At 64.1% G+C, this 14,002-nt stretch carries 18 protein-coding genes; 10 read left to right on the top strand and 8 right to left on the bottom strand.

Annotated elements, in window-relative coordinates:
- The first annotated feature begins 123 nt into the window (after nucleotides 1-123).
- The 4 genes from ACVWWD_RS27065 (at nucleotide 124) to ACVWWD_RS27050 (ending at nucleotide 4,613) form a co-directional block, all read left to right on the top strand.
- On the top strand, nucleotides 124-684 hold the full coding sequence (locus ACVWWD_RS27065) for a dienelactone hydrolase family protein (protein ID WP_352549435.1): 561 nt from the start codon (nucleotides 124-126) through the stop codon (nucleotides 682-684).
- A gap of 262 nt (nucleotides 685-946) precedes the next feature.
- Nucleotides 947-1,894 (top strand): substrate-binding domain-containing protein, encoded by a 948-nt coding sequence (locus ACVWWD_RS27060; RefSeq protein WP_023784843.1) that lies wholly within the window; start codon nucleotides 947-949, stop codon nucleotides 1,892-1,894.
- Nucleotides 1,895-2,016: 122 nt separating this feature from the next.
- Nucleotides 2,017-3,600: a sugar ABC transporter ATP-binding protein gene (locus tag ACVWWD_RS27055; RefSeq protein ID WP_023784842.1), complete on the top strand. Its 1,584-nt coding sequence runs from the start codon at nucleotides 2,017-2,019 to the stop codon at nucleotides 3,598-3,600.
- On the top strand, nucleotides 3,597-4,613 hold the full coding sequence (locus ACVWWD_RS27050) for an ABC transporter permease (protein ID WP_023774610.1): 1,017 nt from the start codon (nucleotides 3,597-3,599) through the stop codon (nucleotides 4,611-4,613). The genes ACVWWD_RS27055 and ACVWWD_RS27050 overlap by 4 nt, the downstream gene beginning before the upstream one ends.
- Nucleotides 4,614-5,064: 451 nt before the next feature.
- On the opposite strand, the gene ACVWWD_RS27045 is transcribed toward ACVWWD_RS27050, so the two are convergent.
- On the bottom strand, nucleotides 5,065-5,427 hold the full coding sequence (locus tag ACVWWD_RS27045; protein WP_352549430.1) for a hypothetical protein: 363 nt from the start codon (nucleotides 5,425-5,427) through the stop codon (nucleotides 5,065-5,067).
- A gap of 182 nt (nucleotides 5,428-5,609) precedes the next feature.
- Here ACVWWD_RS27045 and ACVWWD_RS27040 point away from each other — a divergent pair, with 182 nt between their 5' ends.
- Nucleotides 5,610-5,912, top strand: coding sequence for a hypothetical protein (locus ACVWWD_RS27040; RefSeq protein WP_015316815.1), 303 nt, complete (start codon nucleotides 5,610-5,612; stop codon nucleotides 5,910-5,912).
- Nucleotides 5,913-6,070: 158 nt separating this feature from the next.
- Here the strand turns inward: ACVWWD_RS27040 and ACVWWD_RS27035 are convergent, their stop codons facing one another.
- Nucleotides 6,071-6,766 (bottom strand): XRE family transcriptional regulator, encoded by a 696-nt coding sequence (locus ACVWWD_RS27035; RefSeq protein ID WP_457103511.1) that lies wholly within the window; start codon nucleotides 6,764-6,766, stop codon nucleotides 6,071-6,073.
- 577 nt (nucleotides 6,767-7,343) lie between these two features.
- Here ACVWWD_RS27035 and ACVWWD_RS27030 point away from each other — a divergent pair.
- Together ACVWWD_RS27030 and ACVWWD_RS27025 are read left to right on the top strand one after the other, a co-directional pair.
- Complete coding sequence (locus ACVWWD_RS27030; RefSeq protein WP_457103510.1) at nucleotides 7,344-7,688, top strand: hypothetical protein; 345 nt, start codon at nucleotides 7,344-7,346, stop codon at nucleotides 7,686-7,688.
- A gap of 72 nt (nucleotides 7,689-7,760) precedes the next feature.
- Nucleotides 7,761-7,958 (top strand): hypothetical protein, encoded by a 198-nt coding sequence (locus tag ACVWWD_RS27025; protein WP_457103509.1) that lies wholly within the window; start codon nucleotides 7,761-7,763, stop codon nucleotides 7,956-7,958.
- Nucleotides 7,959-8,074: 116 nt separating this feature from the next.
- Here ACVWWD_RS27025 and ACVWWD_RS27020 read toward each other — a convergent pair whose 3' ends face one another.
- Both ACVWWD_RS27020 and ACVWWD_RS27015 read right to left on the bottom strand, forming a co-directional pair.
- Nucleotides 8,075-8,377, bottom strand: coding sequence for a DUF982 domain-containing protein (locus ACVWWD_RS27020; protein WP_032922656.1), 303 nt, complete (start codon nucleotides 8,375-8,377; stop codon nucleotides 8,075-8,077).
- Nucleotides 8,378-8,470: 93 nt separating this feature from the next.
- Nucleotides 8,471-8,752: a DUF982 domain-containing protein gene (locus ACVWWD_RS27015; RefSeq protein ID WP_023774616.1), complete on the bottom strand. Its 282-nt coding sequence runs from the start codon at nucleotides 8,750-8,752 to the stop codon at nucleotides 8,471-8,473.
- 92 nt (nucleotides 8,753-8,844) lie between these two features.
- On the opposite strand from ACVWWD_RS27015, the gene ACVWWD_RS27010 reads away from it, so the two are divergent.
- From ACVWWD_RS27010 to ACVWWD_RS27000, 3 genes are all read left to right on the top strand, one after another.
- A complete protein-coding gene (locus ACVWWD_RS27010; RefSeq protein WP_352573528.1) occupies nucleotides 8,845-9,507 on the top strand; it encodes a YdaU family protein in 663 nt (220 codons plus the stop codon).
- On the top strand, nucleotides 9,428-9,817 hold the full coding sequence (locus ACVWWD_RS27005) for a hypothetical protein (RefSeq protein ID WP_156939443.1): 390 nt from the start codon (nucleotides 9,428-9,430) through the stop codon (nucleotides 9,815-9,817). The genes ACVWWD_RS27010 and ACVWWD_RS27005 overlap by 80 nt, the downstream gene beginning before the upstream one ends.
- 127 nt (nucleotides 9,818-9,944) lie before the next feature.
- Nucleotides 9,945-10,538 carry a DUF6456 domain-containing protein gene (locus tag ACVWWD_RS27000; protein WP_023774619.1) on the top strand — a complete coding sequence of 198 codons (594 nt, stop codon included), beginning with the start codon at nucleotides 9,945-9,947 and terminating at the stop codon, nucleotides 10,536-10,538.
- A 92-nt stretch (nucleotides 10,539-10,630) separates the two neighbouring features.
- Here ACVWWD_RS27000 and ACVWWD_RS26995 read toward each other — a convergent pair whose 3' ends face one another.
- From ACVWWD_RS26995 to ACVWWD_RS26980, 4 genes are all read right to left on the bottom strand, one after another.
- On the bottom strand, nucleotides 10,631-11,320 hold the full coding sequence (locus tag ACVWWD_RS26995) for an Eco29kI family restriction endonuclease (RefSeq protein WP_352549978.1): 690 nt from the start codon (nucleotides 11,318-11,320) through the stop codon (nucleotides 10,631-10,633).
- A 22-nt stretch (nucleotides 11,321-11,342) separates the two neighbouring features.
- Nucleotides 11,343-12,524 (bottom strand): DNA cytosine methyltransferase, encoded by a 1,182-nt coding sequence (locus ACVWWD_RS26990; RefSeq protein ID WP_023784835.1) that lies wholly within the window; start codon nucleotides 12,522-12,524, stop codon nucleotides 11,343-11,345.
- 1 nt (nucleotide 12,525) lies between these two features.
- Nucleotides 12,526-12,939 (bottom strand): very short patch repair endonuclease, encoded by a 414-nt coding sequence (locus ACVWWD_RS26985; RefSeq protein WP_023794537.1) that lies wholly within the window; start codon nucleotides 12,937-12,939, stop codon nucleotides 12,526-12,528.
- A gap of 523 nt (nucleotides 12,940-13,462) precedes the next feature.
- On the bottom strand, nucleotides 13,463-13,816 hold the full coding sequence (locus ACVWWD_RS26980; protein WP_352549977.1) for a hypothetical protein: 354 nt from the start codon (nucleotides 13,814-13,816) through the stop codon (nucleotides 13,463-13,465).
- Nucleotides 13,817-14,002 lie beyond the last annotated feature (186 nt).

The raw sequence follows: 14,002 nt of genomic DNA, 5'->3' as shown, positions 1-14,002 counted from the left end.
TTCGTCGGCTTGGCCGCCCCGAAGGTAGTGCCGCACCCGGAAAATGGAAGCCGATGCGGTGTGCCTTGAGGCTGCAAGTCCCGGCGGGTAAAATGACTATCTCTGCGACCTAGGGGCTGGTGCATGGCGGACATCATCCTGTTTCACTCGGTTCTTGGCCTTCGCCCGATCGAGCGTCATCTTGCGGAACGCCTTCGGGCCCGCGGCCATGCGGTCGCACTGCCAGACCTTTATCAGGGTGCAGCGACGGATGATCTCGATGAAGGGTTCGCGATCAAGGCGCGGATCGGCTGGGGTGCCATCTGCCTGAAGGCGCGAGAGGCTCTGGCCCCGATGCCGGGCGATGCGGTGCCGGCGGGGATCTCGATAGGCGCCGGCGTGGTGGCGGAATTCTGGGCGTCGCGGCCGCTGGCAGCGGGTGTTCCGCTGTTGCATGGTTTGGCGACCGTGCCTGCCAACACACGACCCGGCTTGCCCGTCCGACTGCATGTCGCGGACACCGATCCACTGTTCCCCGAGCCCGACGTCAGCGCCTGGCAGGAAAGCGCGGAGGCAGCAAAAGCGGATGTGCAGGTTTTCCGCTATCCAAACACGGGACATTATTTTTCCGATCCGGCATTGCCCGACTACAATGCAACGGCGGCCGCGCAGCTCTGGAGCCGCTCCTTGGCGTTCCTGACGTAGAAGGCCTTCGGACCGAAGAGTCCAAATTCAGAGGATTCCGACAAGTTGCTGTCCTGGCTGTTATATCGATGTTGCACAAATGGTTGACCCTGGGTTAGCATCCTCTTGTTGACGCCGATCGGAGGAATTTAGGCGGCTGTCAGCTGGAGCGGCATGCGTTCTTGGCGCAAGGAGGATGCTCCAACACTTTAACCGGCGCATGATCCTTCCTGAAACCGGTCCCGGTTTTTAGGGGCCGTGCGCTTCTGTGGAGGAGGAACCCATGAACAGACGCGAATTCCTGATGACGTCCGTGGCCGCGGGCGCCATGATGCTGGCCGCACGCTCGGCTTTCGCCGAGGACAAACTCACCATTCTCGGCTCGGTGCCAAGTCTCGGCTTTCCGTTCTTCGTGCACATGCTGAACGAGATCAAGGCCGAAGCGCAGGCGCAAGGCGTCAACCTGACCGAGAGCGACGGCCAGAACTCGGCCACCAAGCAGACCGCCGACATCGAGGCGGCGCTGGTGCAGAAGGTCAACGCCATCGTCATCTCGCCGCTCGACGTCAACGCGCTGGCGCCAGCCATCGAGGAAGCGGTCAAGGCCGGCGTTCCCGTGGTGACGATCGACCGCCGCGTCGACGGTGTCCAGGGCATTCTGGCCCATGTCGGCGCCGACAATGTCAAGGGCGGCGAGGCGGAAGCCCAGGCCATGGTGGCCGCATTCCCCAATGGCGCCAAGCTGTTCCACCTGCAGGGCCAGCCGGGGGCGGGTCCCGCGATCGACCGCAACAAGGGCGTGCACAATGTGCTCGATCCGCTGAAGGACAAGTACCAGATCGTCTACGAGCAGACAGCCAACTTCGCCCGCGCCGAGGCGCTGACGGTGACGGAAGCCGGCCTTGCCGCCAACGGCAAGCCGGACGCCATCATCTGCGCCAATGACGACATGGCGCTGGGCGCGCTCGAAGCGTGTGCCGCGCGCAATTTCAGCGACGTCAAGATCTACGGCTTCGATGCATTGCCGGAAGCGCTGGTCGCGGTGCGCGACGGCAAGCTCGCCGGCACGGTCGAACAGTTCCCCGGCAAGCAGTCGCGCACCGCCGTGCAGATCGCGGTCGCCTACGCCAAGGACAAGACCGAGCCGAAGGAGAAGCTGGTGCTGCTGACGCCGATCGTCATCGGTAAGGACAATCTCGACAAGGCGGAGAGATTGAACGAGACGAAGTAGGCTGATTGAATGACGCCGGCGGGACAGCATCCCCCTCTGTCCCGCCAACTGTCCGGCAGGACAGAGGGGGTGTTCAAGCGCGGCTTGGCGCACAGCATCCGAACAGCATCGAGGAGGACTGCTTGCCGCCAGCTGAAGCCGCACCCGCCCTGCTTTCCGTCGAAGGCCTGACCAAGCATTTTGCCGGGGTGACCGCGCTGAGCGATGTCTCGCTCGATGTCCGCGCCGGCGAAATCCTTGGCCTGCTTGGCGAAAACGGCGCGGGAAAATCGACGCTTCTGAAAATCCTGTCGGGCGTCATGCCGCCTTCCGGCGGCCGCATCACCTTCGACGGCGCCGACTACCAGCCGGCGAGCCCGCAGGAGGCCAAGCGGCTGGGCATCGTCACCATCTACCAGGAGCTCAGCCTGATCCCGACGCTGACGGTGGCGGAGAACATCTTTATCGGCCGCGCGCCGATCGGCCGGCTTGGGCTGGTGAGCTGGCGCAAGATGGAACAGGATTCCCGCGCCATCATTGCCCGCGTCGGCCTTACCATCGACCCTATGACGCCGGTTTCGGCGCTGTCGGTGGCCGAGCAGCAGCTGGTCGAGATCGCCCGTGCGTTGTCCTTGAAAAGCCGGCTGATCATCATGGACGAGCCGACCTCGGCGCTGACCGAGACCGAGGTGCGGAGGCTGCTGTCAATCATGGACCGGCTGCGCAAGGATCATGTCGCGATCATGTTCGTCACCCACCGGCTGGAAGAGGCATCCGCCATCTGCGACCGCATGACGGTGCTGCGCGACGGCAGGCTGGCGGGGCATCTCGAGCGTCAGGGGGGACCGATCAAATTGCCCGCTATCATTGAAAAGATGGTCGGCCGCGCCGCTTCCGAACTTTACGCCCGTCCGGCGCAACGCGCGGCGGCCGGCGATGTGGTGCTGTCGGTTCGGGGCTTGCGCACCGTGCGCGATCCCGAAGCGCCGCACGCCATCGTGCTCGACGGTGTCGATATCGACCTCAAGGCGGGCGAGATCCTCGGCGTCGCCGGTCTCGTCGGCTCCGGCCGCACGGAGCTGGCGCGCGCCGTTTTCGGCGCCGACCGCATCGCGGCGGGAACGATCACGCTCGACGGCAAACAGATCGCGCCCGCATCGCCGGCCGACGCCATCGCGCTCGGCATTGGGTTGGTGCCGGAAGACCGCAAGCACCAGGCGATCTTTGCAGCACTTGGTATCCTGCCGAATTTTTCCGTCGCCTCGCTTGGGCGTTTCAGCAATGGCTTCGGCTTCATGGCCGAGCGGCGCGAGCGCGACGCGCTGTCGGGGTTCAGGAAGATGCTGTCGATCCGCATGGCTTCGGCCGAGCAGGCGATCGAGGGGCTGTCGGGCGGCAACCAGCAGAAGGTTATCCTGGCGCGCTGGCTGGCGCGCGACCCGAAAGTGCTGATCGTCGACGAGCCGACGCGCGGCGTCGATGTCGGCGCCAAGGCAGAGGTGCATCAGATCCTGGTGCAACTCGCGGCGCGCGGCATCGCGGTGATGATGATCTCGTCCGAACTGCCCGAGGTGCTGGCGGTGTCGGACCGCATAGTCACCATGCGCAAGGGACGCATCACCGGTGAAATGCCGGGCGTCGAGGCAAACGAGGAAAGATTGATGGAACTGATGGCGCTCGACAGGCAGGATATGCCGGCACAGGATGCGGAGGGGCAGGCACGATGAGCATCGCCGAGGAACAGAGCCAGCGCGGCGGCGTGACGATCGCGCGGCTTTTGATGAGCTTTGGGCCGCTGCTCTTCCTGGCGGCGCTGGTCGTCGTCTTCACCGTGCTGAAGCCGAGCTTCATCGATCCGATCAACCTGTTCAACATCACCAGGCAGATCTCGATCACCGGGCTAATCGCGCTCGGCATGACCTTCGTCATCCTCACCGCCGGCATCGACCTTTCGGTCGGCTCACTGCTCGCCTTCTGTGGCATGGTCGCGGCCGTGGTCGCCAAGGGCGGCACCGCCAACACGCTGTCGCTGTCGACGTCAGGCACGCAGGGTTTTGGCTGGTTCGCGGCGTTGCTCGCCGCTGTCGTGGTCGGTGCGCTCGCCGGCGGCGTGCAGGGGTTCGCCATCACAAGGCTGAAAGTGCCGCCCTTCGTCGTCACGCTGGGTGGGCTGACGGTGTTCCGCGGGCTGACGCTGACCATTTCCAATGGCGGCCCGATCTCCGGTTTCGACGCCTCGATGCGCTGGTTCGGCACGGGGCTGATCGGTCCGGTGCCGGTGCCGGCGATCATCTTCGCCATCGCCGCCATCCTGTGCCACATCGTGCTGCGCTACACCCGCTATGGCCGCGCCGTCTATGCCGTCGGCGGCAATGCCGAGGCCGCGCGGCTGTCGGGCCTGCGCGTCGACCGCATACTGGTCTCGGTCTATGTCATCGTCGGCTTCTTCGCCGGGCTCGCCGCCTTCGTGCTGTCGGCCAGGCTGAATTCTTCCGAAGCGGTCGCCGGCATCGGCTACGAATTGACGGTGATCTCCGCCGTCGTCATCGGCGGCACCTCGCTGTTCGGCGGCATCGGCTCGGTCGGCGGCACGGTGGTGGGCGCGGCCCTGATCGGCGTGCTGCAGAACGGCCTGCAGTTCAACAACGTCTCGTCCTACACGCAAAGCATCGTCATTGGGCTGATCCTGATCCTGGCGGTGGCGTTCGACCGCTGGCTGAAGTCGCGGGTGAGGCGATAGGAGCGAGGGGTTCTGCGCTCACCCGCCTCTGTCGGGCTGGACAGAGGGGGCATCTCACCCGGCCATGTGCCAGGAAAGCTGTCCCATTTCTTGCAAGAAACGCGATATCGTGCGCCAATATTCGCGCGCCTCGCTCGGCCGGGCCGGTTCCGGCCTGAGCAGCAATCTGCGCGTCATCAGCCGCGTCGAGCGGTTCGGCCGGCGCTGCCGTCTGGGCGGCAATTGTGGTGGACCATGGGCGGGCAGGGCGCCGAATGCCCCGATCAGGCCAGCGACGGACAAGGCGGCAATGGTTCCCGCCCCGGCCGTTATCCAGGTCTGGACTCTTGAGCGGGCAGTCTTGAACATTCCAAATTAGGCGCGTCGAACGAACAGCCACCCCAGGCGCAATCTAGAAACCAAAATCGGGGATTGGAACCCGCGAATGGCTCGGTCCAGCCGTGCTCTGGCCTCAGGCTGCCTCAAGTGCCCAAAGACGATGGCCGAAACGGCGGAAGAAGCGCGCCACGAGCCGCTGCTGCTTCGCCCTGGCGAGATCGGCCAGCCGTCGTTCCTGGCGCCAGCGCGGCATGTTGCGCCAGCCGGCGATGAAACGGGCTGCATCCTCGACGGCTTCGTGCGCCGACAGCGCCGGGCCGATCATGGCCAGGAACAGCGGCTCCGCCTGCTTCAACTCGTCGATGACGGCCTTGCGCCTGAAATGATCCAGGCGGGCCTGCGCGATGCCGATGCGTCGGATCGCCTCGAAGGCTAAGAGCAAGGCGGGGCTGTCGCCGGTGTAACCGCAGGCGCGGGCGAAATTGGCGGCATCCATCCTTGCTCCCGGATCTGGCGCGAGGTGATCCGGCGCCGACTCATGTTTGCAAGTGATATGTAAGCATAACTCTGACAGACATAGAAGGGAGACTTTTGGAAGAGTTTGGAAACCGCGACTCGACTCCTGCTTCGAAACACGGGAAGATATGAACAAATCAGGAACAAAAGGACGGAAAAGTGATGGCGTTGCCAGGCAGGGAAGCAGTGATCGCGCAGGTTGCCTCGCTGTCGGTCGAGTGCGCCGATTGCGGCCGCAACAGGTGGTGGCGGCCCGATCAGTTGAAGCGCTTCGGGGTGAACGGGAGCACGCCGCTGGCCGCGCTGTCGGGCCGCATCGTCTGCTCGGCCTGCCGGGCCGACGGGCTGCCTGGCACGGCGATCTCGATCCAGGCCGCTTTCATCGACGAGCGCCAGCGCGTGCGCTCGGAAGCCCGCATGCTGAGCGGCCGCGACGTGCCGCTGGAGGGGTCGAGGCGAGCTTGAGGGGCGGCGGCTGGCGAAGTCGTCAGCAGACGTTGTCTTCGTCGGAGAGGGCAACGTCTCGCCCTCCGCGAAAGACTTGCAAGATCGTCACGGTGTTGTCCTTGAGGCTGAATGCTATCGTGGCTCGCCGGCGATAGCCCACGGCACGCAGGCCCGGTCTAGTATCCCAGCAGTTCCTTCAGCGGAATCACCCGCCAGACGTGCTTGATGGCGTAGCGGTTGAAGGTCAGCGTCTTGGGCGGATTGTACTGCTCGACCACCAGCTCGCCCGCGGTGCGCCGGACCAGCTTCTTGATGAAGGCCTTGCCGTTCTTCTCGTTCTCGTCCGGAAAGGTCTCGATCACCACATGGTCGCCCGGCACCGCGTCGCGGCCGCCGCAATAGATCATGTCGCCGGGTTCGTAGCGCGGCACCATGGAATCCGAGAGGACATGGAGCGCAAATACTCTCGGCAGGTTGCGGACCCCTGGCGGACGCTGCACGTATCCTCCCGGCTCGCCGTTCAAGGTGAAGTCGCCGTCGTCGCCGCCGACGGCGGCGCCCAGCACCGGAATGTCCATCGCTCCGGCCGACAGCGGGCCGGCGTCGGTGACGATCTCGGCGTCCGCCACCGGGCCGACATCGTCGAGGAAGACGACCTGTCCTTGGCCCAGCGCCACGGGGTCGACGCGCAGGAAGGCGGCGGTCTTCAGCAAGTTCTCGGTCTTAGGCAGGTTGCGCCCGGTTTCCCAGTTGCCTACGGCGGCCACATCGGTCTCGTTGTGTTCTGCGATGTGGCGCATGACCAGGCCACGCTGCTTGCGTGCCTGGCGGATCGCGGCCCCGACCCTGATCGACAGTTGCGTTTTCACCATGGCCTCATGTGACCGGCAAGTCCTGCTTTCGTCCATGAAAGAATGGCTTGCATCGATTTTTGAGTTATGCTTATATCAACTCATGCAAAAGCTCAACCCTCTCAGAGTCGACAGCGCCTCCAGGCCGGCATGCCCGACTGCCCTTTCCCTTCCGCCCCGGCCGCCTCCTCCCCGGCCGGGGCGAAGCGCGAAGCCGATTGCCCTGGTGCATCGGCCTTGCGTCCGGTCCGCCCGTTCCCGGCGGCCGGAACGGCCGGAGCCGCTCCCCGCGGCTCCGGCCCCCCATTCGACCAGGCCGAGGGTGTTGCCTGTCGCACGCAGGACGGCACCGTAAATGCTGTACGAGCCGATGACCGGCAGGGCGGGTTCGGCCCCCCGATAGCGACGTGGCGGGCGCGGCTTGCGCGCTTCGCCGCCGCGTCGGTCGGCCGGCGGGGCTGAGCGGCCGGTTCCGAAGCAATCCCAGCGGCCGACAGGCCAGACCAGCCCGACAGCGCCCATGGGGCCGCGGGGCAAACCAGACGCTTGCCTGACGGCGCCGTCCACGGCGGCCGCTGGCCGCGCAATGGAGACGGACATGGCAAGCTACAGTGACAGCGAATTGCAGGCGATTGCCGCCTGGCCCGGGGATGGGCTTTCGGCCTCCAGGATCGCGGCGGCGTTCAGCGCACAGCGCGGCAGCCCAGTATCGCGCAACGCCATTATCGGCGTCGTGCATCGCAACGCCATGCTGGGCGCGATCGGCTTCGCCAATGGCAGGGGCTTGTCGGCAGCCGGCACGGCGATGGGCCGCCAAGGCGGCGAGCCGAGCCGCCAAGGCGGAACCCCCAACGAGCCGTGCCGGCGCCATCCCGCAGCCGGGGAGCACACCGGCCGTGCGGCCACGGCTTTTCCAGCGCGAGGCTGGCGTGCTCACTGCTGATGGGCAACCTACCGCTTCAAGGTGCCGGCGTCGCCGCGCGGTCCTATCGGCCGGCAGCCGCATGGCGTGGCCATGCGCTTCATCGACTGCCTGTTCACCCGCTGCCGCGCGCCGCTCGACCTGGCGCTGGAGGAAGATGCCAAAAATGTTGCGCCCGCGGGACGGCCCGGCCAGGACATGCTGTGCTGCGGCATGCGCACCACGGCGATGAAAAGCTACTGCAGCTACCATCAGGCACGCTTCCACCGGCCTGTTTGCGAAGCCGGGTGAAGCTCGGTCCCTTCTCCCCGTTGAATGGAGAGAAAGGCGCTTCTAACGCCGCCGTCACCAGTTTCGATCGCCGCCAATTCGGGAGAATCACTGTGAACGCCCATCGCGCCGCACCGCTATTTCGGCATCTGGCGCCCTTGTTTAGGCTGCTGCGCCGCCCGTTGCTCCAGCATCGTCGCCGGGCCGCCGCCCGCAACCAGAATGCCGGCAACGCGGGCAAAGCCGGTGAACACTTTCATCGCATCGGATTGCGAGATCTGCGCCGCGATGGCGGCGCTGCAGGCGTTGAGGGCGCTGCGATAGACGTGGCCCCGCCGCTCGATCGGCCAGCGCTGCAGGAAATCGGCGGCCTCGCTGACAGTCTCGATCTCCTCGACATGGCCGTCCAGGGAGACTTTGAGCGGCACTCCGGTCTTCATCGTACCCACGGCATTCACCTTCGGTCCAAGCCCGGCTTTCAAGCCGACGCTCATAAACGCACAAGGCCTGCCGCCGGTTGCATCGCGGCCGTCTCAGGGGCTCGCCGCCGCGTCGAGCCACTCATGCGCGCGGCTTCTTGGCTTGGCCACCAATATGCCTTGTTGCCTGGCCGCCTCGCGGAAGGCCTCGAAGGCGGGGCGCGGACAGCAAGTACCCTCGACCGCGAGCCGGACGAGCCGTGCCGCCTCGAGGTAGCCCGGCGCGGTTTTGTCGGGCCATTGGTGACGAAGCGCCGTCGCCGCCTCGGCCACCGAGCCGACCAGCATGGTCTTGTTGTCGCAGAAACGCAGGGTCACCGGCATGAAAGCCGTCATGGGCAATCCTCCCTTGGGCATGGACGCGTCACAACGTCCGGACCGGCGGCGGGTTCCATTAGCGCGGCTGTAAGAACGAGGTGGTGCGCGGCATGAGCGAACGGCCCTTCATGCAGCTCTACGTCTCCGATTTCGTCGGCGACACGCTGCAACTCTCGACCGAGCAGATCGGCGCCTACATGCTGCTGCTGATGGCGATGTGGAACGCCGGGGGAAGCCTGCCCGAGGACGACGCCAGGCTGGCGCGCGTGGCCCGCCTGCCGTTGAAGCGATGGCGGGCGATCAGCGCCGAGCTGCTCGCCTTCTTCGAGCGCGAGGGCGACGAGATCGGACACAAGAGACTGACGAAGGAGCTGTGCAAGGCGCGGCTCAAGTGCGAGGCGAGAGCGGCCGCCGGCGCGCGCGGCGGAGCCGCCACCGCCTTGAAAACAAAGGCGCGTGTCCAAGCAAATGCCGATGTTTTGACGCGGCATTCTCCAGAGTCCAGAAACCAGATGGAAAAAGCTTCCGCTTTTTCAGCGCGCGAGGGGCGCGAAAGACCGGGGATTTCGATTGGGGGCCGCGAGGCGGCTTCGGGATCGCAGGGCCAGGGCCGGCTCAAAAAGCCGCCGGGCTGGACCAGGCCGAAAACCCACGGAGACGCCGCCAACGCCATCATCGAGGAGATCCGCGGATATGACCACGGCCGAACTGCAGCAGGCAACGAAGGCGCTGGCGGCAATGTTCTCCTGCTTCCCGCAATCCGCCCTGACTGACGTCGAGATGCAACTGCGCGGCTACCTCGGCGCGATCAGGGATGCCGAGCTGGGCGACCTGCAGGCCGCCATCCAGCGCTTCGTGCGCGGCGAGGTGAGGAGCGGCAACGCGCAGTTCTGCCCTTCGAGCGCGCAGCTCTGCATAGAAGTGCGCGAGCGGCGGGTGATGCGGGAGTTGCTGGCGCGGAGGGGCGCCGGCCTGGTTTCCTCGCCTCCGCGAAGCGGGGGAGAGGTGGCCCGGCGAAGCCGGGACGGAGAGGAGGCCACGCCAGAGCCGACTGAGAATGAGCATCGCAATGCGCACCCCTGAAGAGGCAACTTTCGACTGTCGGCGCTGCCCCGCTCGGTCCGCTTCGCGGCCACCTCTCCCACGCTTTGCCAGGCGAGGAACCCAGGTTCTGCAAGGCCACCACTCGAACACAACCAAGGAGCCACCCATGCCCAAGAAAACCAAGGCCGCCAGGCCGCAAGCGCCGAAACTGCCGAGAGGCGAGGCCGAGCAGGTGCGCATCCGCCGCGAGGTCGGCCATGATTTCGCGCTGAAGGACGATGCCTTCGGCCGCAAGCGGCTGACACCGGGAACGGCCGAGGCACGGCGCGTCTACGAGGTGTCGAATGACGGCCACACTTCCACCGGCGGCATCGTGCGGGTGCGCAATGTCGACCCGCTGCTGGGCATCACCTCGCTGACCCGCCAGCAGCGCGAGGCCGGCATGCGCTACCGCGAGCACTTCCGGTGCAGCCAGCAGGCCGATATCAAGCCGATGCGCTGGACGGAGCGCGTCGACGGCGGGCGCCTCGGCGGCGGCATCGCCGACAGCGTGCTCAACGCCGGCCGCGCGCACGCCGCCGCGACACGGGCGCTCGGGCATTGGGACGTGGCGGCAATCGTGCGGAATGTCGTGTGCCTGGAACAGCCGGTGAAGACCGTGGCCGAACAGGATGGCGAAGGGCGCGACGTGGTGACGAAGCTGTTGAAGGTAGGGCTCGATCTGCTGGCCGTGCATTATGGGATGATGATGGGGCGCTAGGGCAGCTCCATTCTAAACGGCAAATCACCGGGGAAGAGCTACGGTACAGCCCGTCGTCTCTGTCTTCCGCCGAGCGGGTCGATAGCACTGATCTACGCTTCGTCCGCGCTCTCCTCGGTTTCTTTCGTTTCTTCGTCCTGCTGGTCGGCGATCACCTTTGGCAATCTAGCCAGTGGGCGGCCCGCTAGGTAGTCCGCTACGCGTTGCTCCAGGAATTCTGTTGTCATTCCGCCATCACCTAATTTGTCGGCGAAGCGTCGCCCGGGATGAAGCACATCCCAAGGAGACTTGTATTGGTTGGCTCGTCTACGGCCCGGGTCCTTGTTCCCGAAACCATCGATTGCACGATTCCAGGTCGGCTGAAACGTCTCAATGAGCATGTTTTCGCCTAAAGGAATCCAAATGTCGTCCACCACAAGATGACGGAGGGAAAAATCGGCGAGGTTGAGATTGATCGCTTCGTCGATCGACGCTGCATGCTGACGGAGACGACTTGCGAGTGCGTTGCCAGTTGGCGAGGGGTCTTTCCGAAGGCCACCTTTTCTTCCGCCTTTGGGAATAGCCTTGCCTACATAGATCGGCCGGCTAAAGGTGCCGCCTTTATTGCCTTCGGCAATCGGGGCATAAATGGGCAAGCTGCCGGAATAATAGATGACGTACACACCCGCACCAGGAATATGATCGACCGAAGACAGCGGTCCAGGCTCGCGCGTTAGCAGTTCAAATTCGATGCTACGGGCAAGGTTCAGTTTATCCAGCGGATTATAAACATCTTCAGTCACGCTGCCCCCAACACATAAGCCTTCATTTCAGGAAGTCCGATCCCCCCAACGTAAGATGGCGTTTCACGCTGCGCGCGATGATGTTCGCCAGTTCCACCGGGACGGCATTGCCGAGCTGACGCATGGTTTCGGACCATGCGCCGTGGAAGCGGAAATTATCCGGGAATGTCTGCAAGCGAGCGCTTTCGCGCACGGTAAAGTATCGCACGCTACCATCCGGCCGCAGCAGCATGTTCTCGCCGCCCGGAACGCCATGGACACCTGCTTTCAAGGTCTTGGCCGGTTCGTCGAGCGGGCTCCCAGTATGTCCGGGGTAGGATCGCGCCCCAGGTTGGAACCGGTGATTGTTATGGTTCGCGGCTTTTCGCGACTCGTGCTCGGGATCGGGCAGATCGCCAATCGCATCTCGCGTTGTCCGCCATGGTGCGGTTTTTGGTTTTACGTCGAGCCGCGCCGCGCGCTCGGAATGCCTGTCCCCAACCTTGCGATCAGCATTGCGGACTTTATGTCGGTCCCAGTAGTCCCCGTTTTCCTGATCCCACAGCAAGGCCTCCAGAGAGTGCGTTTCCAATGGAAAAGCCCATTTGATGTCGAGGTCGGCTCGAAAGCCCACGAAAATCACGCGCTCCCGACGCTGCGGAATCCCGTAATTCGCCGCGTTCAACGAACGTGGAACGACCCGATATTCGAGGCCTCTTGGTCCGCGACGGCCAGTATGATGCTTCTCGAGCCGCCGCAGGTGGCTTTCCCAACCCTCGTCGGATTCGGCGACCAACTCGGGGTACGTCATTTGCAGTACGATGTGCGAAAAATACGTCGCGAAGGTTTCGCGGGTCAGCCCTTTTACATTCTCGAAGATGAAGGCGCGTGGCTTGGTTTCGCGGACCGCGCGGACTGCTTCCGGCCACATATCACGCGAATCCAGATGGGCGCGATGCTTGCCGCCCAGCGAGAATGGCTGGCAGGGCGGGCCGCCTGTCACCAGATCGATCTTGCCCTCGTGCGCCCGAAAATCGACCCTGCGGACATCGCCCTCGATGGGCTCCGGCCAGTCGCCGACCAGGCCGAGGCCATCAGTCCGGTTTTCTCGAATGGTATCGCAGCACCATCGGTCCCACTCAATTACGGCTTCCGGCGTGAAGCCGGCACGGCTCACACCCATGCCAAGCCCGCCGGCGCCTGCGAACAGCTCGATCGACTTCATGCTATTCCCCCACGAATTGGCGCAGCTTGTTCTCTAATTGTTCACCCTGCCGCAATTCGCATTCCCAGACAACCAGTACGTTCCAGCCGAGCCGCTTCAGTGCATCCTGTTTGAGCGCGTCGCGCTTCGCGTTTGCCGACAATTTTGGTCCCCAGAAGTCCAACCGGGACTTTGGAAGACGGGCGAGCGTGCACGCCGGATCGTCGTGACGATGCCAAAAGCAGCCATGAATGAAAATCGCTTTTTTGCGTTTTCCAAAAACAATGTCCGGCTTTCCAGGCAGGTCGCCACGGTGGAGCCGGTAACGATAGCCCATCCCGTGGAGCAGCCGGCGCACGACCATCTCCGGCTTCGTATCCCTGCCATGGATACGCGCCATCCGTTCGCTTCGTTCGGTGGTAGAGAGGGTGTCCACTTTTCATCGTCTCATGATTCGGGAAGATGGTGTTGCGTTTTGCCGCGAAAGTGAAGGGCCAGAGGCGCAAGCATTGATGGAGGGAGTCATCTCGCCCGAAGCTTGAAAGCTCGCTAAGCCCAATACCAAGCAGTGCCTGGGAATCGTGAAAGCCGTTTCGACGTTGAGCCTGGCAAGCGGCCCGAAACGTTGTCGGCGATTGGGTGCTCTTTACGTGAGCCGCAACGCAATGGCGGCCGAGCCTATATTGCCTAAGCGCGTGTGACCATGTCGTACCGGATCCTGAACGGTCTGACACCATTATGCCTACGCGGCCGACTATCTCGAATTTCAGGCGCCGGGCCTTTCATCACCAATGGCCGCTACGCGGAGGCGTTGTTGCGCGGCGATTGATGCCACATCCGGCGTTCTAGGCTCACCACGGAAAGCGGTTCGCGGCGTGCACTGATCTTGAAGCACGCTCTTTTATCCGTCCGTTAGCAAGCCACCGGCCGGCTTACGCCGGCCGGGATATATCCCAAGGTCAATAGCCGCAGACGCGCACTGTCTCGATGACACGGTGGTGGTGACGCCAATGCTTCACCAACTGGGTGTGGCAGCGGCGATGGTACATGCCGTAGTAGCGCGGCCGGTAGCCGTCGTCGTAGACGCCATAACGATAGTGGTGACGGCGGTAATAGGCGCCATCGTCGGAGTAGCCACCGTAATAGGCGCCATCGTCGGAGTAGTGACGGTAATAGTCGCGATGTCTGGGAACGTAGTAGTCGTCATCATAGCCGTTCCCGATGCCGAGCGTAATACTGGCGGCACTTGCCGGAGCGATCACCGCCACCGCCGAAGCGATCGCGATCACGGATGCAATCAAGAGCTTTTTCATGACAACCTCCTTCTTAAGGTGTGTCTAATAAACGCTGCAGCCACGGCCCTGTTCCCATAAATCGATGAATCGATCGTTCGAGCTGGTTGCCGTGGCGCCAAAGGACCTGCCGGGCGATGCCGCCCTGGCCATACCTGTCAGCATGGCGAGGGGCGTTTTGAACCTTGGTCGCCGCCGTCCATTTCC

Source organism: Mesorhizobium sp. URHB0026 (assembly GCF_054059755.1).
Note: the sequence above shows the minus strand (reverse complement) of the source record. Positions and strands in the feature narration are given on the sequence as shown.

What these genes read in the sequence shown, in the direction of transcription:
- ACVWWD_RS27065 (WP_352549435.1), top strand. Translation starts at nt 124, where the DNA reads ATGGCGGACATCATCCTGTTTCACTCGGTTCTTGGCCTTCGCCCGATC.
- ACVWWD_RS27060 (WP_023784843.1), top strand. Translation starts at nt 947, where the DNA reads ATGAACAGACGCGAATTCCTGATGACGTCCGTGGCCGCGGGCGCCATG.
- ACVWWD_RS27050 (WP_023774610.1), top strand. Translation starts at nt 3,597, where the DNA reads ATGAGCATCGCCGAGGAACAGAGCCAGCGCGGCGGCGTGACGATCGCG.
- ACVWWD_RS27045 (WP_352549430.1), bottom strand. Translation starts at nt 5,427, where the DNA reads ATGGATGCCGCCAATTTCGCCCGCGCCTGCGGTTACACCGGCGACAGC.
- ACVWWD_RS27040 (WP_015316815.1), top strand. Translation starts at nt 5,610, where the DNA reads ATGGCGTTGCCAGGCAGGGAAGCAGTGATCGCGCAGGTTGCCTCGCTG.
- ACVWWD_RS27035 (WP_457103511.1), bottom strand. Translation starts at nt 6,766, where the DNA reads ATGGTGAAAACGCAACTGTCGATCAGGGTCGGGGCCGCGATCCGCCAG.
- ACVWWD_RS27030 (WP_457103510.1), top strand. Translation starts at nt 7,344, where the DNA reads ATGGCAAGCTACAGTGACAGCGAATTGCAGGCGATTGCCGCCTGGCCC.
- ACVWWD_RS27025 (WP_457103509.1), top strand. Translation starts at nt 7,761, where the DNA reads ATGCGCTTCATCGACTGCCTGTTCACCCGCTGCCGCGCGCCGCTCGAC.
- ACVWWD_RS27020 (WP_032922656.1), bottom strand. Translation starts at nt 8,377, where the DNA reads ATGAAGACCGGAGTGCCGCTCAAAGTCTCCCTGGACGGCCATGTCGAG.
- ACVWWD_RS27015 (WP_023774616.1), bottom strand. Translation starts at nt 8,752, where the DNA reads ATGACGGCTTTCATGCCGGTGACCCTGCGTTTCTGCGACAACAAGACC.
- ACVWWD_RS27010 (WP_352573528.1), top strand. Translation starts at nt 8,845, where the DNA reads ATGAGCGAACGGCCCTTCATGCAGCTCTACGTCTCCGATTTCGTCGGC.
- ACVWWD_RS27005 (WP_156939443.1), top strand. Translation starts at nt 9,428, where the DNA reads ATGACCACGGCCGAACTGCAGCAGGCAACGAAGGCGCTGGCGGCAATG.
- ACVWWD_RS27000 (WP_023774619.1), top strand. Translation starts at nt 9,945, where the DNA reads ATGCCCAAGAAAACCAAGGCCGCCAGGCCGCAAGCGCCGAAACTGCCG.
- ACVWWD_RS26990 (WP_023784835.1), bottom strand. Translation starts at nt 12,524, where the DNA reads ATGAAGTCGATCGAGCTGTTCGCAGGCGCCGGCGGGCTTGGCATGGGT.
- ACVWWD_RS26980 (WP_352549977.1), bottom strand. Translation starts at nt 13,816, where the DNA reads ATGAAAAAGCTCTTGATTGCATCCGTGATCGCGATCGCTTCGGCGGTG.